19 protein-coding genes and 2 tRNA genes are annotated in these 23,426 nt (G+C 59.4%); 6 read left to right on the plus strand and 15 right to left on the minus strand.

What is annotated here, in order from left to right; all coding sequences use genetic code 11:
• Positions 1-54: 54 nt before the first annotated feature.
• The 3 genes from J0G10_RS07255 to rimO form a co-directional block, all read right to left on the minus strand.
• Complete coding sequence (locus J0G10_RS07255; protein WP_095126535.1) at positions 55-765, minus strand: rRNA pseudouridine synthase; 711 nt, start codon at positions 763-765, stop codon at positions 55-57.
• A 189-nt stretch (positions 766-954) separates the two neighbouring features.
• On the minus strand, positions 955-1,428 hold the full coding sequence (locus tag J0G10_RS07260) for a GNAT family N-acetyltransferase (protein WP_095050448.1): 474 nt from the start codon (positions 1,426-1,428) through the stop codon (positions 955-957).
• Between the two features lie 438 nt (positions 1,429-1,866).
• Positions 1,867-3,204: a 30S ribosomal protein S12 methylthiotransferase RimO gene (gene rimO / locus J0G10_RS07265; protein ID WP_220558221.1), complete on the minus strand. Its 1,338-nt coding sequence runs from the start codon at positions 3,202-3,204 to the stop codon at positions 1,867-1,869.
• 290 nt (positions 3,205-3,494) lie between these two features.
• Here rimO and J0G10_RS07270 point away from each other — a divergent pair, with 290 nt between their 5' ends.
• Positions 3,495-5,396, plus strand: coding sequence for a potassium transporter Kup (locus J0G10_RS07270; RefSeq protein WP_220558222.1), 1,902 nt, complete (start codon positions 3,495-3,497; stop codon positions 5,394-5,396).
• Between the two features lie 162 nt (positions 5,397-5,558).
• On the opposite strand, the gene J0G10_RS07275 is transcribed toward J0G10_RS07270, so the two are convergent.
• The 5 genes from J0G10_RS07275 to J0G10_RS07295 form a co-directional block, all read right to left on the minus strand.
• Positions 5,559-5,870 carry a DUF3077 domain-containing protein gene (locus J0G10_RS07275; protein WP_220558224.1) on the minus strand — a complete coding sequence of 104 codons (312 nt, stop codon included), beginning with the start codon at positions 5,868-5,870 and terminating at the stop codon, positions 5,559-5,561.
• A gap of 731 nt (positions 5,871-6,601) precedes the next feature.
• Positions 6,602-7,897: a virulence factor family protein gene (locus tag J0G10_RS07280; protein ID WP_220558226.1), complete on the minus strand. Its 1,296-nt coding sequence runs from the start codon at positions 7,895-7,897 to the stop codon at positions 6,602-6,604.
• Positions 7,897-10,536 carry a bifunctional lysylphosphatidylglycerol flippase/synthetase MprF gene (gene mprF, locus J0G10_RS07285; RefSeq protein WP_220558227.1) on the minus strand — a complete coding sequence of 880 codons (2,640 nt, stop codon included), beginning with the start codon at positions 10,534-10,536 and terminating at the stop codon, positions 7,897-7,899. The genes J0G10_RS07280 and mprF overlap by 1 nt, the downstream gene beginning before the upstream one ends.
• A gap of 279 nt (positions 10,537-10,815) precedes the next feature.
• Positions 10,816-10,892, minus strand: a tRNA-Met gene (locus J0G10_RS07290).
• 222 nt (positions 10,893-11,114) lie between these two features.
• Positions 11,115-11,191, minus strand: a tRNA-Met gene (locus J0G10_RS07295).
• 34 nt (positions 11,192-11,225) lie between these two features.
• Between J0G10_RS07295 and J0G10_RS07300 the strand changes: the two genes are divergently transcribed.
• On the plus strand, positions 11,226-11,474 hold the full coding sequence (locus J0G10_RS07300; RefSeq protein ID WP_220558228.1) for a hypothetical protein: 249 nt from the start codon (positions 11,226-11,228) through the stop codon (positions 11,472-11,474).
• On the plus strand, positions 11,471-12,532 hold the full coding sequence (dinB, locus tag J0G10_RS07305; protein ID WP_095049107.1) for a DNA polymerase IV: 1,062 nt from the start codon (positions 11,471-11,473) through the stop codon (positions 12,530-12,532). The genes J0G10_RS07300 and dinB overlap by 4 nt, the downstream gene beginning before the upstream one ends.
• An 88-nt stretch (positions 12,533-12,620) precedes the next feature.
• Here the strand turns inward: dinB and J0G10_RS07310 are convergent, their stop codons facing one another.
• The 4 genes from J0G10_RS07310 to J0G10_RS07325 form a co-directional block, all read right to left on the minus strand.
• Positions 12,621-13,574, minus strand: coding sequence for a hypothetical protein (locus J0G10_RS07310; RefSeq protein ID WP_095049108.1), 954 nt, complete (start codon positions 13,572-13,574; stop codon positions 12,621-12,623).
• 17 nt (positions 13,575-13,591) lie between these two features.
• Positions 13,592-15,307 carry a proline--tRNA ligase gene (locus tag J0G10_RS07315; RefSeq protein ID WP_093436373.1) on the minus strand — a complete coding sequence of 572 codons (1,716 nt, stop codon included), beginning with the start codon at positions 15,305-15,307 and terminating at the stop codon, positions 13,592-13,594.
• 129 nt (positions 15,308-15,436) lie between these two features.
• Positions 15,437-16,996 (minus strand): AmpG family muropeptide MFS transporter, encoded by a 1,560-nt coding sequence (locus tag J0G10_RS07320; protein ID WP_095049109.1) that lies wholly within the window; start codon positions 16,994-16,996, stop codon positions 15,437-15,439.
• Positions 16,997-17,039: 43 nt separating this feature from the next.
• Positions 17,040-17,393 carry an MGMT family protein gene (locus J0G10_RS07325; RefSeq protein ID WP_016985281.1) on the minus strand — a complete coding sequence of 118 codons (354 nt, stop codon included), beginning with the start codon at positions 17,391-17,393 and terminating at the stop codon, positions 17,040-17,042.
• A gap of 165 nt (positions 17,394-17,558) precedes the next feature.
• On the opposite strand from J0G10_RS07325, the gene J0G10_RS07330 reads away from it, so the two are divergent.
• Positions 17,559-18,566 (plus strand): DUF481 domain-containing protein, encoded by a 1,008-nt coding sequence (locus J0G10_RS07330; protein ID WP_095049110.1) that lies wholly within the window; start codon positions 17,559-17,561, stop codon positions 18,564-18,566.
• A gap of 163 nt (positions 18,567-18,729) precedes the next feature.
• Here J0G10_RS07330 and J0G10_RS07335 read toward each other — a convergent pair whose 3' ends face one another.
• The gene (locus J0G10_RS07335) at positions 18,730-18,939 is read right to left on the minus strand and encodes a cold-shock protein (RefSeq protein WP_002554837.1); all 210 of its coding nucleotides are present in this window, start codon (positions 18,937-18,939) and stop codon (positions 18,730-18,732) included.
• 354 nt (positions 18,940-19,293) lie between these two features.
• Here J0G10_RS07335 and dcd point away from each other — a divergent pair, with 354 nt between their 5' ends.
• Together dcd and J0G10_RS07345 are read left to right on the plus strand one after the other, a co-directional pair.
• Positions 19,294-19,860: a dCTP deaminase gene (gene dcd / locus J0G10_RS07340; RefSeq protein ID WP_093436360.1), complete on the plus strand. Its 567-nt coding sequence runs from the start codon at positions 19,294-19,296 to the stop codon at positions 19,858-19,860.
• A 107-nt stretch (positions 19,861-19,967) separates the two neighbouring features.
• The gene (locus J0G10_RS07345) at positions 19,968-20,177 is read left to right on the plus strand and encodes a hypothetical protein (RefSeq protein WP_007918615.1); all 210 of its coding nucleotides are present in this window, start codon (positions 19,968-19,970) and stop codon (positions 20,175-20,177) included.
• A gap of 46 nt (positions 20,178-20,223) precedes the next feature.
• Here J0G10_RS07345 and pdeM read toward each other — a convergent pair whose 3' ends face one another.
• Both pdeM and J0G10_RS07355 read right to left on the minus strand, forming a co-directional pair.
• Complete coding sequence (gene pdeM / locus J0G10_RS07350; protein ID WP_093436351.1) at positions 20,224-20,880, minus strand: ligase-associated DNA damage response endonuclease PdeM; 657 nt, start codon at positions 20,878-20,880, stop codon at positions 20,224-20,226.
• Positions 20,877-23,366, minus strand: a complete 2,490-nt coding sequence (locus tag J0G10_RS07355; RefSeq protein ID WP_220558229.1) for a ligase-associated DNA damage response DEXH box helicase — start codon at positions 23,364-23,366, stop codon at positions 20,877-20,879. Before J0G10_RS07355 ends, pdeM begins: the two co-directional genes overlap by 4 nt.
• Between the last annotated feature and the right edge of the window lie 60 nt (positions 23,367-23,426).

The following is a 23,426-nucleotide window of genomic DNA, read 5'->3' on the forward strand; positions in this document are numbered from 1 at the left end:
CGTTGTGGGCAGCGCGCGGGCGCACTGCCGGAATGTGTGGCGGCAGTGGAAGTCTTAGAACTTCTCTTTGCCGGACAGGTAGCGCCATTGGCCGACCGGAACCTTGCCGATCGAGACGCCGCCGATACGGATGCGACGGATGCCGATGACCTTGAGGCCGACCGCTTCGCAGAACTGGGCGATGATGCCGGGCTGCGGGTTTTTCAAGGCGAAGCGCAGGCGGTTTTCGTTCTGCCAGCTGGCCTTGACTGGCGGCAGCTCCTTGCCCTTGTGGGTCAGGCCGTGCTGCAAACGGTTGAGGCCGTGGGCGACCATGTCTCCTTCGACTTCAACCACGTATTCCTGCTCGATCTTCGCGGCGTCGGCGGTGAGTTTGCGGAGGATTTTCCAGTCCTGGGTGAACACCAGCAGGCCGCTAGCCTTGGCTTGCAGGTCGGCGCTGGCGGTCAGGCGCAGGAAGTGCCCGCGCAACGGGCGCTTGCTGAAGCGGTGTTCTTCGCTGAGGGTTTCGGCGCTCAGCGATTGCATGGCGGTCTCGACATCCATGCCAGCCGGCGCGTTGAGCAGGATGGTCACCGGCTCCGGCGCGGTGGCCTTGGCGTCCTTGTCGAGCTCGACCTTCTGGTCGCCGACCTTGAATTGCGGCTCGTCAATCACTTCGCCGTCCACGGTGACCCAGCCGCCCTCAATGAACAGCTCGGCCTCCCGGCGGGAGCAACCGACCAGTTCGATGAGGCGTTTGGAGAGGCGAATCGGGTCAGTCATGACAGGGCCGTAACAAAAAAGGGGTGGGCATTGTACCTGTGTGGCGCCGGTTAAGCCCGGTTCCATTTACAGGCTGTTCGCTTTACCTGTGGGAGCTGGCTTGCCAGCGATGGCATCACCTCGGTATTTCTTGCAGACCGCAGCGCCCGCATCGCTGGCAAGCCAGCTCCCACAGGGTTTTATGGTGTGTCAGCCATTGCTGGTGCGCTGCTGGTTCTGCCGCAAGCGCATATGCAGCAACGGATACGGCTGCCCCATGCCATCCACCTCCGAACGGCCGATTACCTCGAAACCCTGCTTGAAGTAAAAGCCCAGCGCCTGCGGGTTCTGCTCGTTCACATCCAGTTCATCGGCGTTCAGATGCTGCAGGGCGTAAGTCAGCAACTTTTTACCCAGGCCCTGACCGCGATGGGCGGGGTCGATGAACAGCATCTCGATCTTGCCCGCTGCAACTCCGGCAAACCCGGTGATGCGCTGGTTAGCGTCCTTGGTGCAGATCAGCATTACTGCATCGAGATAGCGGGTGAGCACCAGATTGCGCAGCAGCTCGATATAGCTGTCTGGCAGAAAATCATGGGTCGCGCGAACCGAGGCCTCCCAGACCCGGGTCAGTTCCTGATAATCGCTGAGTTTCGGCGTGTGGATGACCGAATGGTGACGCATGCCCGTCTGCCTCTTGTCCGTTTCAAGGGAGTCCGTCCCCCGCTAAACGATAGCCGTAAAAAAGCCCCGCATCTCGTAAAAAGAGCGGGGCTTTTTGTATTTTTTGCGGTGTCTTGCTGGATACTTCTGTCGCCAGCAAGAGCTCACCCCCTCACCCCAACCCTCTCCCCCAAGGGGGCGAGGGGGAAGGGAGCTGATCTCCGTGCTGTTCAAAGCCTGAGTCCGACTCGATATTTCAGGTCGCCGCAATTCGAAAGAACACCTCGATCAGTCCCCGCTCCCTCTGGGAGGGGGCGAGGGGGAAGGGAGCTGATCTTCGTGCTGTTCAAAACCTGAGTTCGACTCGAACGTTCAGGTCGGTGCAGCTCGCAAGAACACATAGATCAGTCCCCTCTCCCTCCGGGAGAGGGTTAGGGTGAGGGGCTTTTGATCTTCAGATCAGATCTGCTCAGCCCACAGGTCGTATTCGTCAGCGTCAGTCACTTTGCACCAGACCTTATCGCCCGGCTTCAAATTGCTGCCGTTATCAATAAACACGTTGCCATCGATTTCCGGGGCATCGAAGAAGCAGCGGCCAACCGCGCCTTGCTCGTCGACTTCGTCCACCAGCACTTCGATTTCACGGCCGATGCGCATTTGCAGGCGCGCCGAGCTGATCGCCTGCTGGTGCGCCATGAAGCGATCCCAACGATCCTGCTTGACGTCGTCCGGTACGATCTCCAGATCCAGATCATTGGCCGGAGCGCCATCCACCGGCGAGTACTGGAAGCAGCCGACGCGGTCGAGCTGGGCTTCGGTCAGCCAGTTCAGCAGGTACTGGAAGTCTTCTTCGGTTTCGCCCGGGAAGCCGACGATGAAGGTCGAACGGATGATCAGGTCCGGGCAGATTTCGCGCCAGTTCTTGATGCGTGCCAGGGTCTTGTCTTCGAACGCCGGGCGTTTCATCGACTTCAACACTTTCGGGCTGGCGTGCTGGAACGGGATGTCCAGGTACGGCAGGATCTTGCCGGCGGCCATCAGCGGGATCAGCTCGTCAACGTGCGGGTACGGGTAAACGTAGTGCAGACGCACCCAGACGCCGAGGGTGCTCAGCGCTTCGCAGAGTTCGGTCATGCGGGTTTTCACCGGCGCGCCGTTCCAGAAACCGGTGCGGTATTTCACGTCAACGCCGTAGGCGCTGGTGTCTTGGGAAATCACCAACAGCTCTTTGACGCCGGATTTGACCAGACGCTGAGCTTCGTCGAGCACATCACCGACCGGACGGCTGACCAGTTTGCCGCGCATCGACGGGATGATGCAGAACGAGCAGCTGTGGTTGCAGCCTTCGGAAATCTTCAGGTACGCGTAGTGGCGCGGGGTCAGCTTGATGCCTTGCGGCGGCACCAGGTCGATCAGCGGATTGTGATCCTTACGCGGCGGCACGACTTCGTGCACAGCGTTGACCACTTGCTCGTACTGCTGCGGGCCGGTCACGGCCAGCACGCTCGGGTGCACGTTGCGGATGGTGCCTTCTTCCACGCCCATGCAACCGGTGACGATCACCTTGCCGTTTTCCTTGATCGCTTCGCCGATCACTTCCAGCGACTCAGCCTTGGCCGAATCGATGAAACCGCAGGTGTTGACGACTACAACGTCGGCGTCCTGATAGGTGGACACCACGTCATAGCCTTCCATGCGCAGCTGGGTCAGGATGCGCTCGGAGTCGACCAGTGCTTTCGGGCAACCCAGAGATACAAAGCCAACCTTTGGATTGGCCGGCGCAGGAGTGGTGGACATGTCTAACCTCGGTATTTTGTGACATCGCTTTCTTGGTGCGAAAGCCGACGGACGGGCGCTTAGGGCGCGCCTCTGATCAAAAAGTGCGCAATTCTAGCGGCGGGCAACGCACTTGACCAGCTTTATGCAGGGAAATACGACGAGTGCTGCGCTATGCTTCGCGCCGTTGAGCTTTACCAATTTTTTACAGTCAACAAAACGTCTGTAACAACAGGTAAAACAGCGCATGCTGCACCACAAAGCATAGTGCTTCATTCAAAGAAGCCGGTTCTGAGAAGTAGGAGTGTTGGATGGGTCAGGCAAGTAGTCATGCGGCGGGCGCCGAGAATTCGACGGCAAAGCCGATCGGCATGCTGGTCGCCGCGGTCGGGGTGGTTTACGGCGACATTGGCACTAGCCCGCTGTACACCCTCAAAGAAGTCTTCGCAGGTCATTATGGTGTGCCGGTCAACCACGATGGAGTCTTCGGGATTCTGTCGTTGATTTTCTGGTCGCTGATCTGGGTCGTCACCATCAAATACGTGTTGTTCGTACTGCGCGCTGACAACCAGGGGGAAGGTGGGATCATGGCGCTGACCGCTCTGGCGCGACGTGCATCCAGCCGCTACCCGAAACTGCAAACGGTGCTGGTGATTCTGGGCCTGATCGGTGCCGCGCTGTTTTACGGCGACAGCATGATCACGCCGGCCATCTCCGTATTGTCGGCGGTTGAAGGTCTGGAGCTGGCTTTCGATGGGCTTGAGCGTTGGGTGGTGCCACTGTCGTTGATAGTTCTGGTTGCCTTGTTCCTGATTCAGAAGCACGGCACCGATCGCATCGGCAAGATGTTCGGCCCGGTAATGGTGGCGTGGTTTCTGGTGCTGGGCACTCTGGGTGTCAACGGTATCGTCAAACACCCTGAAGTGCTGAGCGCATTGAACCCGGTGTGGGGCGTGCGTTTCTTCATCGTACATCCTGGCATGGGCGTAGCGATCCTCGGTGCGGTTGTGCTGGCGCTGACCGGTGCCGAAGCCCTTTACGCCGACATGGGGCACTTCGGCCGCAAGCCTATCGCCCGCGCCTGGCTGATTCTGGTGCTGCCGGCCCTGGTGCTGAACTACTTCGGTCAGGGCGCGTTGCTGCTGGAAAACCCGGAAGCGGCGCGTAACCCGTTCTACCTGCTGGCACCGAACTGGGCACTGGTGCCGTTGGTGGTGTTGTCGACCCTGGCCACGGTCATTGCTTCGCAGGCGGTGATTTCCGGCGCGTTCTCGTTGACTCGTCAGGCCATCCAGCTCGGCTACATTCCGCGCATGCACATTCAGCACACGTCCAGTGCCGAACAGGGCCAGATTTACATCGGCGCGGTGAACTGGGCGCTGATGGTGGGCGTGATCCTGCTGGTCATTGGCTTCGAATCCTCGGGCGCGTTGGCGTCTGCTTACGGTGTGGCCGTGACCGGCACGATGCTGATCACCAGCATCCTGGTGTCGGCGGTGATCCTGCTGCTATGGAAATGGCCGCCGCTGTTGGCGGTGCCGATTCTGCTCGGTTTCCTGTTGGTCGATGGTTTGTTCTTTGCTGCCAACGTACCGAAGATCATCCAGGGCGGTGCCTTCCCGGTGTTGGCGGGTATTGTGCTGTTTGTCCTGATGACCACTTGGAAGCGCGGTAAGGAACTGCTGGTCGATCGTCTCGACGAAGGCGCGCTGCCGCTGCCGATCTTCATCAGCAGCATTCGCGTGCAACCGCCGCATCGTGTGCAGGGCACCGCCGTGTTCCTCACCGCACGCTCCGACGCAGTACCGCATGCGCTGTTGCACAACCTGCTGCATAACCAGGTGCTGCATGAGCAAGTGGTGTTGCTGACGGTTGTCTACGAAGACATCCCGCGTGTGCCGCCATCGCGGCGCTTCGAAGTGGAAGCGCACGGGGAGGGTTTCTTCCGGGTAATCCTGCACTTCGGCTTCACCGACGAGCCGGACGTGCCGCAGGCGCTGAAGCTGTGTCATCTGGATGATCTGGACTTCAGCCCGATGCGTACGACCTACTTCCTCAGCCGCGAAACGGTGATTGCCTCGAAACTTGAGGGGATGGCGCGTTGGCGTGAAGCGCTGTTTGCATTCATGTTGAAGAATGCCAATGGGAATTTGCGGTTCTTTAATTTGCCGTTGAACCGGGTGATTGAGTTGGGGACGCAGGTGGAGATGTAAGCCTGGCCTCAACCGAAAAGCCCCCGTCAGCCTTGTGGTTGGCGGGGGCTTTTTTGTGGGCGGCAACTTCAGATCAAAAGATCGCAGCCTTCGGCAGCTCCTACAGGTTTCGCATTCCATGTAGGAGCTGCCGAAGGCTGCGATCTTTTGATCTTCAAACCTCTACAGGCCTTCAGTTATCTCTGCTTCAGACTCGGTCTTCGTCCGCGCAGGTCGTGGGATCAGTGTCTGTATCACATCATCAAGCAAAGCCTTGCCCATCACCGTCAGGTAATGCGCAGCCCAAGCGTGGCGGTCGGTGTCTCTGATGAAGGCAGCGTCCTCGGCGAAGGATTTTGCGAGGGATAGCAGGTCGGAGGATTGGGACAAGGCATCGATGATCGGGATGCCGGCGCGGACGTTGAAGAACGCTTGATCCGAGTTGTAGAGGAAAGGGGTGAAGCCGATGGTTTTAAGATCAGATGGATTGTTCATTGTCAGTTCCCTTGATTTTGAGAGCTGCCGCATCCGATACCAAGCGAATGGGTGGCAGCTGTGCGCAGGTTGGTAAACCGGGGAACCAAGGAAACCGGCACGCTCGAAAGCGTCCCACACACAGCTGCCATAACACAGGGGCTCGGACGGAATTTCGCCTGAGTCGTGTCGGGTGCGCTGTTGCGCCTTATTCCACCGGGTTACCAAGCCCGATCGCTGAATGGGTCAGCGACTTCCGGAGGGTATCCCGTCAAAAAACAGCGCAATAGAGCGGCAGAGCGTCCAAACACGAGTTTCGGAGTTTGCCTACAAGGTCTGTGGGCGTCATCTGATATTGCGAGACCAGAAGTAAACGAAACTAAACGTTGCTGGCGGTTTTGCGGGTATTTGTTCAGCAGATGAATGAGTGTGGAGTTGACGATTCGATAATGCCAATCAAGCAGGTGTCCACGTTTTATGGAATGTGGACACTTGGCGTTTTTAGCTTCCTGAAGAGTCAAGAGATTTACGAGCCTTGGCACAAAACCGCTGATCCAGCGCAATTCCCCTGTGGGAGCGAGCCTGCTCGCGAAGGCGTAGTGTCAGTCGACGAATCTGTAAACTGACCCACCGCTTCGCGAGCAGGCTCGCTCCCACAGGGGATTTCCCACAGGGGATTTTCGTGGCTGATGGAATGTAAAAAGCCCCCGTAACTGCGAAGTTGCGGGGGCCTTTTGTGGGCGTGGCTCAGATCACTCTTCGGCGACCGAGTCCTTGCTCTGGCGCTTCTCGATCAAGTCCACCAAACGCTTGGCCAGCGCCGGGTAGTTCTCGTCGAAGTGGTGGCCGCCAGGCAGTTTCACCGCCTCTCCGACTGCCGTCTTGTCGGTGCAGCCACTTTCATCCGTCTCTTCTTCACCATAGATGCACACGACCTTGGCCGCTGGCAGCTTGGCCATTTCCGGGCCGGTGGCGGCTTCTTTGCCGGCGTTACCCAGCCAGCCTTCGACTTCGATTTCGAAGCTGCCGGTACGGGCGAAGGCCAGCAGGATGATTGCGTCGACGCGCTGCTGCTCGGTTTCTGGCAGGCGGTTGTAGATTGCCGGCAACACGTCGGCACCGAACGAGTAACCGGTGAGGATGAAGCGCTTGGTGCCCCATTTCTGCCGGTAGTGCTGCATCAGTTCGGTCAGGTCCAGTGCGCTTTGCTCCGGGCTCTTGTGCTGCCAGTAGTAGCGCAGGGTGTCGATGCCTACCACCGGGTAGCCGATCTTGGCCATTTCACCGGCCACGTCGCGGTCGAGGTCGCGCCAGCCGCCGTCACCGGAGAGGAACAGGGTCACGGTGTCTTTGGCCTGGCCGGCCGGCACTTCAACCACCGGGATCGCCAGACCGCCGTTGGCCTTGTCGCCGCCGACGAGGATCTTGCGCAGTTCGTTGTTCAGCACTTGCGGCAGGTTGATGTCGTAGTCGCTGATGCTGGTTTCGGCGTTCGGTTGATCGCGCACGAAACCTGCGCTGGCGTCGTCCGGGTTGTCGTTCCACGCCACCAGCCAGTGGCCGTGGGCGGCGGATTTCGGCAACAGGTGAGTGCAGCCGGGTTTTTCCAGCGCCAGGTCCACGGAAATCGCTTGGGCCTTGTCGTCCTTTTGCTCAGACAACCAACGCCAGGCCAGTACCGCGCCGGGGCCGATACCGCTGACCAGCGTAGCCGGGCCGTTCAGTTCGCGCAGACCGGTTTGCAGGGCGCGGCTTTGCAGCAGGCAGTCCTTGGGCAGAATCACCTGAACGATTTGCGCCGAGGCGCTGCGGCTCAGGGTGGTCAGTTGTTTTTCAGAGAGTTTCTGGTCGTCGTTGACCGCGACCAGCACCTGCGCCTTGGGTTTGGTGCCGGGGATGACGCGGGTCAAAACGGTGCCGTCTGCCGTCGTAACAGGTTCGAGCGTCGGTTCTGGTGCCGGACGTTTGAGGTACCAGAAACCGCCGCCGGCAATCACGGCCAGCACGATCAGTGCGGCCAGGATGTACTTCAGGGAGCGTTGAATCATCAGCGTTTCACCAATCCAGTCAAGCCGCCCGCGATCAGGGCAGCAGTGTCGGCCAGCGCCACCAGCGGATCAAGTCCGGCGGGCACGGCCATATAACGGGGTTCCCAGTCAGGCTGGAACTTGTCTTTGAAGCGGCGCAAACCTTGGAAGTTGTACAGCTGCTCACCACGGCGGAAAACCATCGAGCCCAGACGCTGGGTCAGCGGTGCACCACGCCGGGGTTGCAACCCCGACAACGGCACCATGCCCAGGCTGAAGCGCGCGTATCCGTGACTCTTATAGTGTTGAATCAGGCCGACCATCATGAATTCCATGGTCAGCTTGGGGGCGTCCGGGTGCGCGCGCATCAGGTCGAGACTGGCCAGGTCATGGCTGTAAGTCTCGAGCAGGTTGGCGAATGCCACCGGGCGGCCTTCGAAGCGAATCACCGCGATGCGGAAATGCTTCAGGTAATCGTCGCTGAATCGGCCGAGGGAGAAGCCTTTCTCACGCACGTTCTTGCCGGTCAGCCATGCATCGGAAATCACTTTCAGCTCATCCATCGGCGCTTGGCCCGGTTCGTGGATTTCCAGCGACAAGCCGTCGCGGGTGCCACGGTTCCAGGTGTAACGCAGGTCCTTCATCTCTTTGCCCTTGGCTTCCAGGTCAAAGCGAAGCAGATCGACCCGGGCTTCTTCGCCGAGTTTGATCGCGGTCAGGCCGATGTCCATGTAGTACGGCAGGTTCTCCGCGCGCACCTGGTAGAACACCGGGCGAGCGTGGTGAATGTCACAAAGGTCGCGGAACTGCCAGATCATCTCGGCGCGTTGCTGGCCGGGGCCGATCGGGTCGTACAGCGCCACCAGGCTGCGGCCACGGCGTGCGTACATCAGGAAGGCTTCGTCGTTCTGGTGAAACAGCAACGCCTTGTCACCGGTCAGCGCGAGGCCACCGTCGGGTTGCGACGATGCCATCAGTATCTTTGCCGCACGATCGAGTTCGTCTGGCGTTGGCAGGTGAATGACCGGGCGCGCGGTGCGCAGCAGCCAGGTCAGCGCGATCACCAGCAACAGCACGGCAGCGCCAAGCAGCGAACGCAGGCCACGCGGGGCGTCAGCGTCGAGGGTGAACTGCCACCACAGTTGATGGCTGTACGGCACGTCCTGATAGGCGAACAGCAGCAGCCACGTCGAAGCGCCCAGCACGCAGAGGCTGGCCACCAGATACAGGGGGGAGAAGGGCAGTTCGGTCAGGCGGCTCGGGCGATAGAACGAGCGACGGAACACACCGAGCAAGGCTGCGGTGAGGGTCATCAGCGTCGCTTCTTCCCAGTCGAAGCCTTTAAGCAGCGAGAGCAGGGCACCGACCAGCAGCAGAATGGTGGTCAGCATCCACGCGGCCGACAGGCGCCGGCGCAGGCCCTGGGCCAGCATCAGGCAGAGCACGCCGATCAGGCTGGCGCCGAAGTGCGAGGCGTCGACCAGACGATGCGGGATCAGAAAGCCGATGTGTTCCAGACGTGTATCGATCTCGGGCGTCGCACCAGAAAACAGCAGCACCACGCCGGACAGGAACACCAACACCGCCAGAATCGGTGCCGCCAGACCAGACGCGGCGCGCATGGTCTGGGTTTGAAACAGGCGCTGACCTTCGTTGATCAGCAGGAATACGCAGGCCACCAGCAGCGGCAACACCACGTAGATCAGGCGATACAGCAGCAGCGCCGCGGCCAGTGGTGCGGCACCTAGCGTGTCGGCGAAAGCGGCCAGCAGAATCGCTTCGAACACACCGACGCCGCCGGGTACATGACTGAGTACACCGGCAGCCAATGCCAACAGGTACACCAGCAGGAATGCGCCGAACGGCGGCGCCTCCGGCAGCAATAGATAGAGAACGGTCGCGGCAGCGGCAACGTCGAGGGCGGTAATGATCAGTTGCAGGAACGTCAGGCGACGCCCCGGCAAGCGCAACGTGCGGCGGCCAACCCTGACCAGCAGGTTGTCGCGCAACGGTTGTTCCGGCAGGCGCCGACGGTAGATGCCAACAGCCAGTGCTGCGCCAAGCGCCAGCACGACAGTGGCGACTGTGCCGAGCAGACCTTCGGACAAACCCAGGGCTTGAGAGGCAGCAGGCAGGTCGCTCAGCGTTGCCAATGCAGCCAGTGGAGGCAGGGCGCAACCCAGCGACAGGCTGGCGAACAAGGTCATGTGCGCGACTTCCGACGCCCCCAGACCCAATCGTGCATATAAACGGTAGCGTACCGAACCGCCGGACAGCAGCGACAGACCGATCGCATTGCCAATCGCAAACGCGGTGAAGCCGCCCAGCGCCAATGTGCGCGGCGGCAAGGTCACGCCGGCATAGCGACTGGCCGACCATTCGTAGCCAAGCAGAATAATGAAGCCGACCACGGTCGCACCGAAGGCGCCGAGCAGGGCGGGTTTCGGCACGTCAAGAATCGAGTCGTGCAACGCATCGAGATCGAGTTCGGCGAGCAGATGACGACAGGCAATCAGCGCAATGGCGAACAACAGCAAGGTGACCCCCAGCCCGATGGGCTGACGGTATTTGCTCAACCGATCCAGCAAGCGCAGGCGCTCGGGTTTGATCGGGTGTTCCGCTGTGACGGTGTCTTGTGGATCAGACGAGTTGGCGCGCATCAATCACCTCTTGGATTGTGCGCGACAGGATGGAGGTATCCAGCCAAGTTACCAATCCCTGTAGAAAAAAATAATCACAAAATACTACGCCTCTCACCGGGCATCGGCGAGGGCAGTTCCTGGATTGCAGAGGCCTTGCCTGCGACTCAAGCATAGTCGCAAGTGAGTACTTCTGAAGATCCCAAGCGGTTCACTGCACAGTGACAGATCATTGTTGCGAAAGGACTTTTTCAACAGATACAAAAAAGGCCACTCTTTCGAGTAGCCTTTTTTGATGTTTGGTTGCGGGAGCCGGATTTGAACCGACGACCTTCGGGTTATGAGCCCGACGAGCTACCAGACTGCTCCATCCCGCGTCTGTGTGGCGGCATTCTACAGGCGAACGGCGAGGTGTCAACCGCTAATCCCATAAAGGGTCAAATAAGTGTGCATTCGCGTCAAACGGTCGCAGCTGATGCGTTAAGTTTCGGAAATGCAAAGAATTCCTGTTTGGCGATCGCTTCTTTATAAGAAGAGGAAATCGACAAAACAGACGCGCACAAAAAAGGCCACTCTTTCGAGTAGCCTTTTTTGATGTTTGGTTGCGGGAGCCGGATTTGAACCGACGACCTTCGGGTTATGAGCCCGACGAGCTACCAGACTGCTCCATCCCGCGTCTGTGTGTCGGCATTCTACAGAGGAACGCAGGGGTGTCAACCCGCAATCTGGATAAATCTGTTGAGGTTCAATCGGTTAGCGCATTTTTACGGGTGTTTGTCACGCTACAGGTCAGGCGGGGCAAGGCTTTCAGCTCTATTGGCGGCCGCTCGTCGATTGAGAAAATAAATTCAAAGGACATTTCCTACCGCCTGGAAAGAACATTCATACCACTGGTGCTATATACAGGTGTCAGTGAGATACTGCCGATCCGGTTCGCCACGTTTCCTTTTCTGACATGACTCAGCGAAAAATCATCCACATTGACTGCGACTGTTTCTACGCCGCCATCGAGATGCGCGATGACCCGCGTCTGGCCGGCAAGCCGTTGGCGGTGGGTGGTTCGGCGGACCGGCGCGGGGTGATCGCCACCTGCAATTACGAAGCGCGGGCCTATGGCGTGCGTTCGGCGATGGCTTCGGGACATGCTTTGAAGCTGTGCCCGGACCTGACCATCGTCAAGCCGCGCATGGACGCCTATCGCGAAGCGTCGAAAGAAATACACACGATCTTCAGCGACTACACCGACCTGATTGAACCGCTGTCGCTGGATGAGGCTTATCTGGATGTTTCCGATAGCGCGCATTTCGGCGGCAGTGCCACACGCATTGCCCAAGACATTCGCCGGCGGGTCTCCAATCAATTGCACATCACCGTGTCTGCGGGCGTGGCGCCGAACAAGTTTCTGGCAAAAATCGCCAGTGACTGGAAAAAGCCCAACGGCTTGTTCGTTATTACGCCGGATCAGGTGGAGGAGTTTGTCAGCGGTTTGCCGGTGAGCAAGTTGCACGGCGTCGGCAAGGTCACCGCCGACAAGCTCGGCAAGCTGGGGATCGTCGACTGCCAGCACTTGCGCGAGTGGGACAAGCTGGCGCTGGTGCGCGAGTTCGGCAGTTTTGGCGAGCGACTGTGGAGTCTGGCCCGTGGGATCGATGACCGGCTGGTGCACAACGACAGTCGGCGTCAGTCGATCAGTGTGGAAAATACCTACGACGTTGATCTGCCGGATCTGCGCAGTTGCCTGGATAAATTGCCCGAACTGCTCGAAACCCTGAAAACCCGTATGGCGCGGATCGACAGCAGTTATCGGCCGGGCAAGCCGTTCGTCAAAGTGAAGTTTCATGACTTTACCCAGACGACACTCGAGCAGGCCGGGGCAGGGCGGGATCTGGGCAGTTATCAGTTGATGCTGACGCAGGCGTTCAATCGCGGCGGGAAACCGGTGCGGTTGTTGGGGGTTGGGGTAAGGCTGGAGGATTTGCGGGGTGGGTTTGAGCAGATGGAGTTGTTTGAACGTTAAAGTCAAAAGATCGCAGCCTTCGGCAGCTCCTACAGGAAAACGCGTTCCAATGTAGGAGCTGCCGAAGGCTGCGATCTTTTATGGGGCCTTAATTCGGTCCCGGATCCGCCACCAGACGTCCGGCATCCTTGGTCAGCGACTTGAGAAACTCAGCCTGCAACTCAGGATCGTTACGCGTCAGTTCGATGAGGCTTTGTTCCAGCTCGCTGGCCTCTTCTTCCAGACCCAGTTCCGACAGACGTTTGACCCGGTGTACCCACTGGCTCACTTCGTCGTCTTCCAGGTCGTCATAAATCAGCCCGTGCGCTTCCAGCAACTTGCCACGCAGATGACTGCTGATCACCAGCGATGAGTCAGAGTGCACGTCATCCTTGGCGTCTTCGACGCTGATCTGCAGTTTGCCGACATGATTAAGGTCATTTTCGGCAAACGGACTGTCGAGCAGGTTCAGGCGCAGTACACCGTTACGATCAGTGGTCATGTCGAAGGTCTGTTTGCCAGCCTTGACCTGCACCGGACGTTCGCTCCACGGCAGGCTCGAATACTCCGTACGCTTGTCGCGCTGGACTTCATCGATGCCGGCCAGGTTCTGTTGCGCACGACCGTTGGACTGCGCGTTCATGAATGGGTTGAGCCCGGCAAAACCATAGCTCAGCCAGTCCCTGGTGACGCTGTCCGGCAAGTTGCCGAGGGCGAACACATTGACCACGTTGGCGCCGATGCCGCCCACCACGGCTACCGCGCCCAGCGGAATCTCATAGATCTCCCGCCAAGGCTGGTAAGGCGTGTAGCGATCGTAGCGACGCGTCACTTCGAACTCGGTGACTTCGAAGGTCTTCTGCTCGTTGATCTTTACGCGTCGCTGCGGCAGCTCAAGCTCCTTAGGCTCACCGACATCGATCTGCAGGCTGTGGTCGAGCAACTTTCGCTCGACCCGCTCTTCGTGCTCGCTGCGTTGTGACATGTGATTGGCACAGCCGCTGACCAGCAGGGCACCGCACAGGGCGGTGCCACCTAGGCCTAAGGTGTTTCGCTTGAACATGACGTCTCTATCTGGTTTCAGCGGCGGATACGGGCCTGAAGGAAGGACACCACATCGGCGACCGGCAGCGCTTGCGCTTCCGGCTCGGTACGGCTCTTGTATTCCAGGTTGCCTTCGGCAAGACCGCGGTCGCTGACCACGATCCGGTGTGGAATGCCGATCAGCTCCATGTCCGCGAACTTGATGCCCGGGCTGGTTTTCTTGTCGCGATCGTCCAGCAGCACTTCGAAACCGGCGGCTGTCAGTTCGGCGTACAGCTTGTCGGTGGCTTCGCGCACCTGCTCGGTTTCATAGCGCAGCGGTACCAGAGCGATCTGGAACGGCGCCAGGGTGTCGCTCCAGATGATGCCGTTGGCGTCGTTGTTTTGCTCAATGGCCGCAGCCACCACGCGAGACACGCCGATGCCGTAGCAACCCATTTCCAGGGTGACTGGCTTGCCGTTCTCGCCCAGCACTTCGCACTTCATCGCCTTGCTGTACTTGTTGCCCAGCTGGAAGATGTGCCCGACTTCGATGCCGCGCTTGATTTCCAGGGTGCCTTTGCCGTCCGGGCTTGGATCGCCGGCGACCACGTTGCGCAGGTCAGCCACGGTCGGAACTGGCAGGTCACGCTCCCAGTTCACGCCGAAGTAGTGTTTGTCGTCGATGTTCGCGCCGATACCGAAGTCGCTCATCAGCTCGACCGAACGGTCGATGATGATTGGCAGCGGCAGGTTCAGCGGGCCCAGCGAACCGGCGCCGGCGCCAATGGCGTCACGCAGTTCGGCATCGGTGGCCATGACCAGCGGGCTGGCTACGCCAGGTTGCTGGGCAGCCTTGATTTCGTTGAGCTCGTGGTCGCCACGGATGACCAGTGCGATCAGCTTGCCTTCTTCTTCGGCGCGCACGATCAGGGTCTTGATGGTCTTTTCAATCGGCAGATTGAATTTTTCCACCAGCGCCGCGATGGTTTTGGTGTCTGGCGTATCGACCAGGCGCAGCTCTTCGGTCGGAGCAGGGCGCGAAGTTTCGCGTGGCACGGCTTCGGCTTTTTCGATGTTCGCCGCGTAGTCGGAGCCGTTGCTGAAGACGATGTCGTCTTCGCCGGATTCGGCCAGTACGTGGAATTCGTGCGAACCGGCACCACCGATCGAACCGTTGTCGGCTTCAACCGGACGGAATTTCAGGCCCAAGCGGGTAAACACGTTGCAGTACGCTTGGTGCATGCGGTCATAGGTGACCTGCAGCGATGCCTGATCAGCGTGGAACGAGTAAGCATCTTTCATGATGAATTCACGGCCACGCATCAAACCGAAGCGTGGGCGGATTTCGTCACGGAATTTGGTCTGGATCTGGTACAGGTTGATCGGCAACTGTTTGTAGCTGCTCAACTCGTTGCGCATCAGATCGGTGATCACTTCTTCGTGGGTCGGGCCCGCGCAGAAGTCGCGACCGTGGCGGTCTTTGATGCGCAGCAGCTCAGGGCCGTACTCTTCCCAGCGCCCCGATTCCTGCCACAGCTCGGCCGGTTGGGTGCTCGGCATCAACACTTCCAGAGAACCGGCAGCGTTCATCTCTTCGCGAACGATGGCTTCAACCTTGCGCATGACTCGCAGGCCCATGGGCAGCCAGGTGTACAGGCCCGAGGCGAGTTTGCGGATCATGCCGGCGCGCAGCATCAGCTGGTGGCTGATCACGACCGCGTCGGAAGGCGTTTCTTTCTGTGTGGCGAGCAAAAATTGACTGGTGCGCATGGTTGGCCGTTGTCGGTTGCTATGACTGGAAATGACTCCGCAGTGTACCGGCGAGATTTGCCGACGTACAGGCGTGAGGTCAGTGGGGAGGCACGACGGCGAGATTCCTCCCGCCGTTGCCGAAACGTCTTACGATTCTTCTGCGATCGGCGTCGGCACAGGCTCGGGCGTTGGCGTCGGGCCTTCGCGGCGGCTTTCCTGGAACCAGTGCAACGCGATCAGAATCAGCGTCGGCACGCCGAGCAGAGCGGTGATCAGGAAGAAGCTGTGATAGCCGAACTTTTCCACCAAGACACCGGAATACCCGCCCATCAGGCGCGGCAACAGCAGCATGATCGAGCTGAGCAGCGCGTATTGCGTGGCCGAGAACTTCAGGTTGGTCAGGCTCGACAGGTAGGCAACGAACGCCGACGTCGCCAGGCCGGAGCTGAAGTTATCGAGGGAAATGGTCACCATCAGCATCTGCAGGTTCGGACCCATGTCAGCGAGCATGACGAACAGCAGGTTGGTGGCTGCCGAGGCCGCGCCGCCGATGAACAGGATCGGCAGAATGCCGAAGCGCACGATCAGCAGGCCGCCCATACCGGCGCCGACCAGCGTCATGATCAGGCCGAAGATCTTGCTGACACTGGCAATCTGATCCTTGGTAAAACCCTGATCGATGTAGAACACGTTGGCCATGACGCCCATCACCGTGTCCGACATTCGATAGGTGGCGATCAGGCCGAGCAACAGCAGTGCCTGCCAGCGATAGCGCAGAATGAAGTCGTTGACCGGCGTCAGCACCGGGGCGAGGCCGCGACGGCCCATGGTCGACAGGCACAGACCGGTCAGCAGCGTATACAGAATGGCACGCAGGAACGCGCGGTCTTCGAGCAGCAGGTCGAGCGGGCTCATGCCGCCGAACAGTACGCTGGCGAAATCAGTGTTGTAGAGCTGGGTGAACATCGCCGGTACCGAGACCAGCAACACGATCAGCACAAACACCGACATCAGTTGGTGCATGAAGGTGTAACGCCCGGCCTGCAACTGAGTGCGTAGCGGCACCGGCGGCTCGCGCATGAACAGCGTGGTCAGCAGCGCGGGAATCATCAGTGCACCGAACAGCGCGTAGGTGCCGGCCCAGGCCGAATGCTGATAGTTGAAGCCAGTGGAGCCGAAGCCCTCAGCGAAGAACAGCGCGCCAGCAGTGGCCAGCAGTGCAGCCACGCGATACCCGGACATATAGCTGGCAGCGAGGGCGGCCTGGCGGTTGTCTTCGGCGATTTCCAGGCGATAGGCGTCGACCGCGATGTCTTGGGTGGCGGAGGCGAAGGCGACAACAACAGCAATGGCGATCAACCAGGACAGGTGCTTTTGCGGGTCGCAGAAACCCATGCCGATCAAGCCGAGGATGACCAGGGCTTGTGAGAGCACCAGCCACGAACGGCGACGGCCAAGTTTGCCCAGCAACGGCAGGCGCCATTGGTCGAGTAAAGGTGACCAGACCCATTTGAACGCATAGGCCAGGCCGATCAGGCTGGCGTAGCCGATGGTTTCACGGGCGACACCGGCTTCACGCAGCCAGACGGATAGCGTAGAGAACACCAGCATGTACGGCAGGCCGGCGGCGAAACCGAGCAACAACAGCACGAGCGTCGAAGGACTGGCATAAGCGGCTAGCGCGGCGCGCCAGGTTTTACGGGGCATGGGCTGAAGTCTGCCTCAAGATTGCGGAAACAAAGCGCGCACTCTAACCGCTGTGCTCTACCGGACGCCAGCCATGGCGCTGAATATCCACACGATTGTTCAGGACGGTGATGCCTTCCATGCGCAATCGGGCCCGCTGTTCATCGCCGGACGGGCTGCCCACCGGCAGGCTGATCCGACCGCCGGCGCCCAGCACGCGGTGCCAGGGCAGCTTTGTATCGCCGGGTAACTGACTCAAGGTGCGGCCGACCCAGCGGGCGGCGCGCCCCAATCCGGCCAGTTCAGCTAACTGACCATAGCTGACGACTTTGCCTTCGGGCACTTGGGCGAGCGTCGAGTAGAGCGCCGTGCGTCGGATTTGCGCATCGTTTTCAACGCTGTCGAGCGGGTCTTTCACGTGCGCGGTTCCTGAGCATGAACAGTTTGATGGCTTTCAGAGTAATCGGTGATCGCGCAATTGAGAAATGAACTCATCGGAAATAGTCCGGTCAGTCCTTGTCAGGGTCTTATTCCTACGGATAATGCCGACCTTTTTTCGCAAACTTGAGCCTTCGATTTGCTTATGTTGTCCAGATCTCTGCTGTGCCTTGCTGTTTTCAGTGCGTCCACGCCCCTGCTTGCCGACACCGTCTGGTTGAAGAACGGTGACAAGTTGAGCGGCACCATCACCGTGTTCGATGGCGGCAAGCTGTTGATCCAGACCAAATACGCCGGTGCGGTCACCATTGACTGGAAAGAGGTCAAGACGCTGGACAGTGATCAGCACTTGCTGGTCAAACAGGATGCCTACAGCGGTGAAGTGTCCAAGTCGCTGACGGCTGCCGAAGATGGCAAGGTCACCCTGGCCAATGGTGAGGCGCCGAAAACCGTTGAGCTGGCGAGCATTCAGCAGATTCTCAAGCCGAAACCGGTGGTCGAAGATCTGGTGTGGAAGGGCAATGTCGACCTGGCGCTGGATTATCAACGCGCCGAGAAAGACACCGATGACTACGATGTCGGCTTCAAGACTACGGCGCGTCATGGTCGCTGGCGTCATACCGCCGAAGGTGAGTACAACCGCGAAGTGCAAGACGACGAGACCACTACCAATAACTGGCGCGCCGAGTACGCACTCGACCGCTTCCTGACCGATAAATGGTTTTGGCAGGGCCGTCTGAACTACAAGCGTGATCACATCGAAGAGCTGGCACGCCAGCGTGTGGTCGGTACCGGTCCCGGCTATCAGTTCTGGGATGACGAGTTGGGCGCGTTCTCGCTGGGCTCGCTGCTTAACCGCACCGACTACGAGTATCGCGATGGCAGCAAGGACAACTTCTATTCTGTCGCGATGAAGTGGGATTACAACCGTTACCTGATCGGCAAGAAAGTCGAGTTCTTCACCAACGGTGAAGTGGGCAAGCCGCTGTCCGGTGTCGCCGATTACGCGCTGGATGCTGAATTGGGGCTGCGCTACAAGGTCACCGACTGGGCATCGCTCAACCTCAAGGCTGAACGCGACATCATCAGCGGCACCAACGATGCCGATCTGAACAAGACCCGTTATACCGCCGGGTTTGGCGTGGCCTGGTAAGGCACCCACAAAAAATCGCAGCCTTCGGCAGCTCCTACAGAGAATTGATGTACATTCTGTAGGAGCTGCCGAAGGCTGCGATCTTTTTTTTCGCCCGGAAAAGAGGCGCCCACAAAAAAGCCCCGCTTTTAAGGGCGGGGCTCTTTTCTAAAGAAGCTACAAGTTAGATAACTTGTACTTCTTCAGCTTGCATGCCTTTCTGACCGCGGGTAGCGATGAAAGAAACCTGTTGGCCTTCTTTCAGGCTTTTGAAGCCGTCGGATTGGATAGCTTTGAAGTGAACGAACAGGTCGTCACCGGATTGTGGAGTGATGAAGCCGAAGCCTTTTTCATCGTTGAACCACTTAACGGTACCGGTTTGGCGATTAGACATGGTGTAACTCCTTGAACAAAGATAACTGCGACTCAGGAAGAACCCTGGCCGAGACTGAGTGCAAAGAGCAGGAAAAATTCTTGTAGATGGTTGGATCGAAATTCAACATATCGTGTAGAGATTCTCAGTGACACAAGCAACACAGTGACGCCACCTTAACCCAGTTTCCGAGAAGTGCCAATGCTTCTTGCGAAGGTTTCTCTGTTTTCGGGATCGGCGGTGTGACGGTTCGTCGCCAAAGCCCGTATTTCATGGGTGTTCGGCGAGAATTGCACCGCGCACTTTGAACCGGGCGGCGCGCCCGGTAAGATGCCGGACAGAATTTTTCCACCTCGCTATTCAGGACACCCCGCCATGAGCATCAAATCGGACAAGTGGATTCGCCGCATGGCGCAGGAACAGGGCATGATCGAGCCGTTCGTCGAGCGCCAGATGCGCGGCAGCGATGACAGCCGAGTGATCTCCTACGGTGTGTCGAGCTACGGCTACGACGTGCGCTGCACCAATCACTTCAAGGTGTTCACCAACATCAACTCGTCCATCGTCGACCCGAAAAACTTCGATCCGGGCAGCTTCGTCGACGTCCACAGCGACGTTTGCATCATTCCGCCGAACTCCTTCGCCCTGGCCAGCACCGTCGAATATTTCCGCATTCCGCGCAATGTGCTGACCATCTGTCTGGGTAAAAGCACCTACGCGCGTTGCGGCATCATCGTTAACGTCACGCCGCTTGAGCCTGAGTGGGAAGGCCACGTGACCCTGGAGTTCTCCAACACCACCAACCTGCCGGCGAAAATCTACGCCAACGAAGGCGTGGCGCAGATGCTGTTCCTCGAATCCGACGAGGAATGTGAAGTGTCCTACAAGGATCGCGGTGGCAAGTACCAGGGCCAGCGTGGCGTGACCTTGCCGCGCACCTGATCGGTCCATCCGACAGATCGCGGGAATTCTTTGGCGGGCAGACACTCTATGGGGTGTACTGCCCGTTTTTGCTTTCGGCAAAACGGGCCTTCGCCGAGGAGTGCCCTATGAAGATCGATCCGCAAATCACTGCCGAACTGGCAAGGCTCGAGCCCAATCAGATTGGCGTATTGGCCTGGTCCTTGTTGGCGCATCCGCCACTGAGCATGGCCGGCGGAATTCCCGGACAGCCCGATCCCGATACCCCCAACGAACAACCCACCGAGCCTGGCGAACCGACGCTTCCGGACGAGCCGCCACCGGCACCGGTTGCCTGATCTGCATTGAAAACCAATGGCCAGTCAGATGAGGTCTGCAAGGACTTCAACTGACTGGCCATATTTCGTTATCGCCGATGACGAAAATCCTGCAACTCTCTTCGCGCTCGACCGCATAGCCGCCGGTGAAGGCGCCGAATGCCGGTAGCAGGCTGAGGCGTTCGCCGAGCCTGAAACACGCCAGTCGCAAGCTTTGCCGACCCTTGCCGCGCAGCCGATAGACCGGGTGTACGTGACCCGCCAGCACGTGCCTTTCAGGGTGCGGATCAGGCTCATGCTGCAAGGCGAACGGCCCGAGCAGCAGCGGTTCCGGCACCACCCGGATATTCAGCGATTCAGGTGGATCACCGGCGCGTTTGTCATGATTGCCGCGAATCAGTGTCATCGGCAGATCAGCGTGGCGCGCGCGCCATTGTGCCAGCGCGTCCAGCGTACCTGGCGCATGAGAGCCGGGCCCGTGGAGGAAGTCACCGAGAAAGATCAATAACCGGCAGGGCAGCTTCGCCAGCAGCCGATCAATCACTGCGATATTGCTCGCCGTGGTGCCGTGCGGAACCGGTTGACCCAGACTACGGTAAGCCGCCGCTTTGCCGAAATGCACATCGGCAATTAGCAGGACCTGTTGCGCGGGCCAGTACAGGGCTTTTTCCGGCAAAAGCCATAGTTCTTCGCCGGCCAGGCGTACTGGGTAGCCTGAACTCATGAGGATTTATCCTTGTCTGCGCTGTTCTCCAGATCACCAACCATTCGCCTGATGCGATCAGCGAGTTTTTCCGAACTCATGCTTTCGCGCATGCGCTCCACCAGCAGCGGGAAGCCCAGTGGTGTAGGACGTTTAACCTGATGCACGTCCAGTTTCATCTGATTGATCCGGTCCAATGTCTGCTCCAGACGCTGAATATCCAGTTCTTCTCGCAGGACTTCTTCCCCGGCCTGGGCCAGCAACAGATTATCTGCGTCGTATTGTTTGAACACTTCAAAAAACAGTCCGCTGGACGCCTGCACCTGTCGGGTGCTTTTCGGTGCGCCGGGGTAGCCGGCGAAGACCAGCCCGGCAATCCGCGCGATTTCGCGAAAACGGCGCAAAGCCAGTTCGCCAGCGTTCAGACTGGCCAGAACGTCCGCTAATAAATCATCGGCATTGAAGAGATCGGCATTCAAATACTCGGCCCAGTCGATCGGCGTGGCGCTGAGCAATTCCAGGCCGTAATCGTTCACCGCGATGGAAAACGTCACAAGCTGCTGTTGACTGACGCGCCATGCCAACAGGCTCGCCAGTCCCAGATGCACCTGGCGCCCGGCAAAGGGATAGAGGAAAAGGTGCCAGCCTTCGCGGGACTTCAGCACCTCGGCCAACAGGTTTTCGGTGGTGGGCAGTCCAGACCAGCGCATCTGCGTTTCCAGTAACGGCCGCAATGCGTGCATTTCCGGCCCGACAAACTCACCCTGCGCGGCCGCGCTGAAACGACTGACGACGGCGGCGGCGAGCTCATTGGAAAGCGGCATGCGCCCGCCATTCCAGCGCGGCACGGCGGCTTTTTTCGCGGTGCTGCGTTTGACGTAAGCGGTCATGTTTTCCACTCGCACCAACTCCAGCAAACGCCCGGCGAAGAGAAAACCGTCACCCGGTTTAAGCCGCGCGATGAAACCTTCCTCAACACTGCCCAACTGTTTGCCACCGCCGCCCTTGCTCCAGAATTTCAGATGGATGCTCGCGTCACTGACGATGGTGCCGATGCTCATGCGATGGCGCCGCGCCAATCGCGCATCCGGCACTCGCCAGACGCCGTGCTCGTCTGGCTCGACCCGGCGGTAATCCGGATAGGCTGTCAGAGACATCCCGCCATGGCGTACGAAAGCCAGCGCCCAGGCCCAGTCAGCAGCTGTCAGGTCACGATAAGCCCAGGCGCCACGGACTTCTTCGTACAGCTCATCGGGTAAAAATCCACCGCCGAGGGCCATGCTGACCAAATGCTGGACCAGCACATCCAGCGGTTTGTGCGGTGACTGGCGTGGTTCGATACGCCGTTGTTCGACGGCATCACGGGCGGCAGCGGCTTCGATCAGCTCAAGGCTGTGAGTCGGCACCAGCGTTACTCGCGAGGTGCGTCCCGGCGCGTGGCCTGAACGACCGGCGCGTTGCATCAGGCGCGCGACACCTTTGGCCGAACCGATTTGCAGCACGCGCTCGACTGGCAGGAAATCCACGCCCAAATCCAGGCTTGAGGTGCAGACCACGGCTTTGAGTTGTCCGTCTTTCAAGGCCTGCTCGACCCAGTCGCGAGTCTCGCGAGACAGCGAACTGTGATGCAAAGCGATCAACCCGGCCCAGTCCGGCCGTGCCTCCAGCAGCGCCTGATACCAGATTTCCGATTGCGCTCGGGTATTGGTGAAAACCAAGCTGCTGGCGCAGGCCTCCAGTTCGGCGACCACTTGCGGCAGCATCTTCAGGCCGATGTGTCCGGCCCATGGAAAACGCTCGATGGCCGGTGGGAGGAGAGTGTCGACCTTCAGCGCTTTTTCGCTTTGTCCCTGAATGCTGACGCCGCCGCCCTGTGGGATCAGCACTTGTTCGGCGTGGGATTGATTACCGAGGGTGGCAGACACTCCCCAGACGATCAGTTCGGGTTGCCAATGCCGGAGGCGGGCGAGGGCCAGTTGCAGTTGCACGCCGCGCTTGTTGCCCAGCAGTTCGTGCCATTCATCGACGACGATCATGCGTAGGCTCGCCAGCGCCACTTGGGCATCGGCGCGGGCGAGCAGCAGGGTCAGGCTTTCCGGGGTGGTGATCAGCGTGGTCGGCAGGCGCCGGCTCTGCCGGGCGCGTTCGCTGCTGCTGGTATCGCCGGTGCGCAGGCCGATGCTCCATGGGATCTGCAGATCATCGACAGGTGCTTGCAAGGCGCGTGCGGTATCGGCGGCGAGGGCGCGCATGGGGGTGATCCACAGCACGGTCAGTGGTTCGGCTGGCGATTTGCGTTTGCGCGGGGCTTCGACAGGAGGCTGCGAGCGCGCGAAGCGATTGAGCGCGGCAAACCACACCGCATAAGTTTTACCGGCGCCGGTGCTGGCGTGGAGCAGACCGGATTGGCCGTTTTTCACCGCCGCCCAGACCTGTTTCTGAAAGGCGAACGGCTTCCAGTTGCGGGCGCTGAACCAGATTTTTGCCAGGTCGGAAGATTTCGCCATGCGTGCTGCGCGCGCTCTGGAGGGGTTCTTCCAGTGACCACATCAGTTGGCGAAAGGTTT

The sequence above is a fragment of the Pseudomonas germanica genome (genome assembly GCF_019614655.1).
Classification (GTDB): domain Bacteria; phylum Pseudomonadota; class Gammaproteobacteria; order Pseudomonadales; family Pseudomonadaceae; genus Aquipseudomonas; species Aquipseudomonas neuropathica.

What these genes read in the sequence shown, in the direction of transcription:
- J0G10_RS07335 (WP_002554837.1), bottom strand. Translation starts at nt 18,939, where the DNA reads ATGTCTAATCGCCAAACCGGTACCGTTAAGTGGTTCAACGATGAAAAA.
- dinB (WP_095049107.1), top strand. Translation starts at nt 11,471, where the DNA reads ATGACTCAGCGAAAAATCATCCACATTGACTGCGACTGTTTCTACGCC.
- J0G10_RS07260 (WP_095050448.1), bottom strand. Translation starts at nt 1,428, where the DNA reads ATGCGTCACCATTCGGTCATCCACACGCCGAAACTCAGCGATTATCAG.
- J0G10_RS07355 (WP_220558229.1), bottom strand. Translation starts at nt 23,366, where the DNA reads ATGGCGAAATCTTCCGACCTGGCAAAAATCTGGTTCAGCGCCCGCAAC.
- J0G10_RS07255 (WP_095126535.1), bottom strand. Translation starts at nt 765, where the DNA reads ATGACTGACCCGATTCGCCTCTCCAAACGCCTCATCGAACTGGTCGGT.
- pdeM (WP_093436351.1), bottom strand. Translation starts at nt 20,880, where the DNA reads ATGAGTTCAGGCTACCCAGTACGCCTGGCCGGCGAAGAACTATGGCTT.
- mprF (WP_220558227.1), bottom strand. Translation starts at nt 10,536, where the DNA reads ATGCGCGCCAACTCGTCTGATCCACAAGACACCGTCACAGCGGAACAC.
- J0G10_RS07315 (WP_093436373.1), bottom strand. Translation starts at nt 15,307, where the DNA reads ATGCGCACCAGTCAATTTTTGCTCGCCACACAGAAAGAAACGCCTTCC.
- J0G10_RS07280 (WP_220558226.1), bottom strand. Translation starts at nt 7,897, where the DNA reads ATGATTCAACGCTCCCTGAAGTACATCCTGGCCGCACTGATCGTGCTG.
- dcd (WP_093436360.1), top strand. Translation starts at nt 19,294, where the DNA reads ATGAGCATCAAATCGGACAAGTGGATTCGCCGCATGGCGCAGGAACAG.
- J0G10_RS07310 (WP_095049108.1), bottom strand. Translation starts at nt 13,574, where the DNA reads ATGTTCAAGCGAAACACCTTAGGCCTAGGTGGCACCGCCCTGTGCGGT.
- J0G10_RS07345 (WP_007918615.1), top strand. Translation starts at nt 19,968, where the DNA reads ATGAAGATCGATCCGCAAATCACTGCCGAACTGGCAAGGCTCGAGCCC.
- J0G10_RS07320 (WP_095049109.1), bottom strand. Translation starts at nt 16,996, where the DNA reads ATGCCCCGTAAAACCTGGCGCGCCGCGCTAGCCGCTTATGCCAGTCCT.
- J0G10_RS07330 (WP_095049110.1), top strand. Translation starts at nt 17,559, where the DNA reads ATGTTGTCCAGATCTCTGCTGTGCCTTGCTGTTTTCAGTGCGTCCACG.
- J0G10_RS07270 (WP_220558222.1), top strand. Translation starts at nt 3,495, where the DNA reads ATGGGTCAGGCAAGTAGTCATGCGGCGGGCGCCGAGAATTCGACGGCA.
- J0G10_RS07275 (WP_220558224.1), bottom strand. Translation starts at nt 5,870, where the DNA reads ATGAACAATCCATCTGATCTTAAAACCATCGGCTTCACCCCTTTCCTC.
- rimO (WP_220558221.1), bottom strand. Translation starts at nt 3,204, where the DNA reads ATGTCCACCACTCCTGCGCCGGCCAATCCAAAGGTTGGCTTTGTATCT.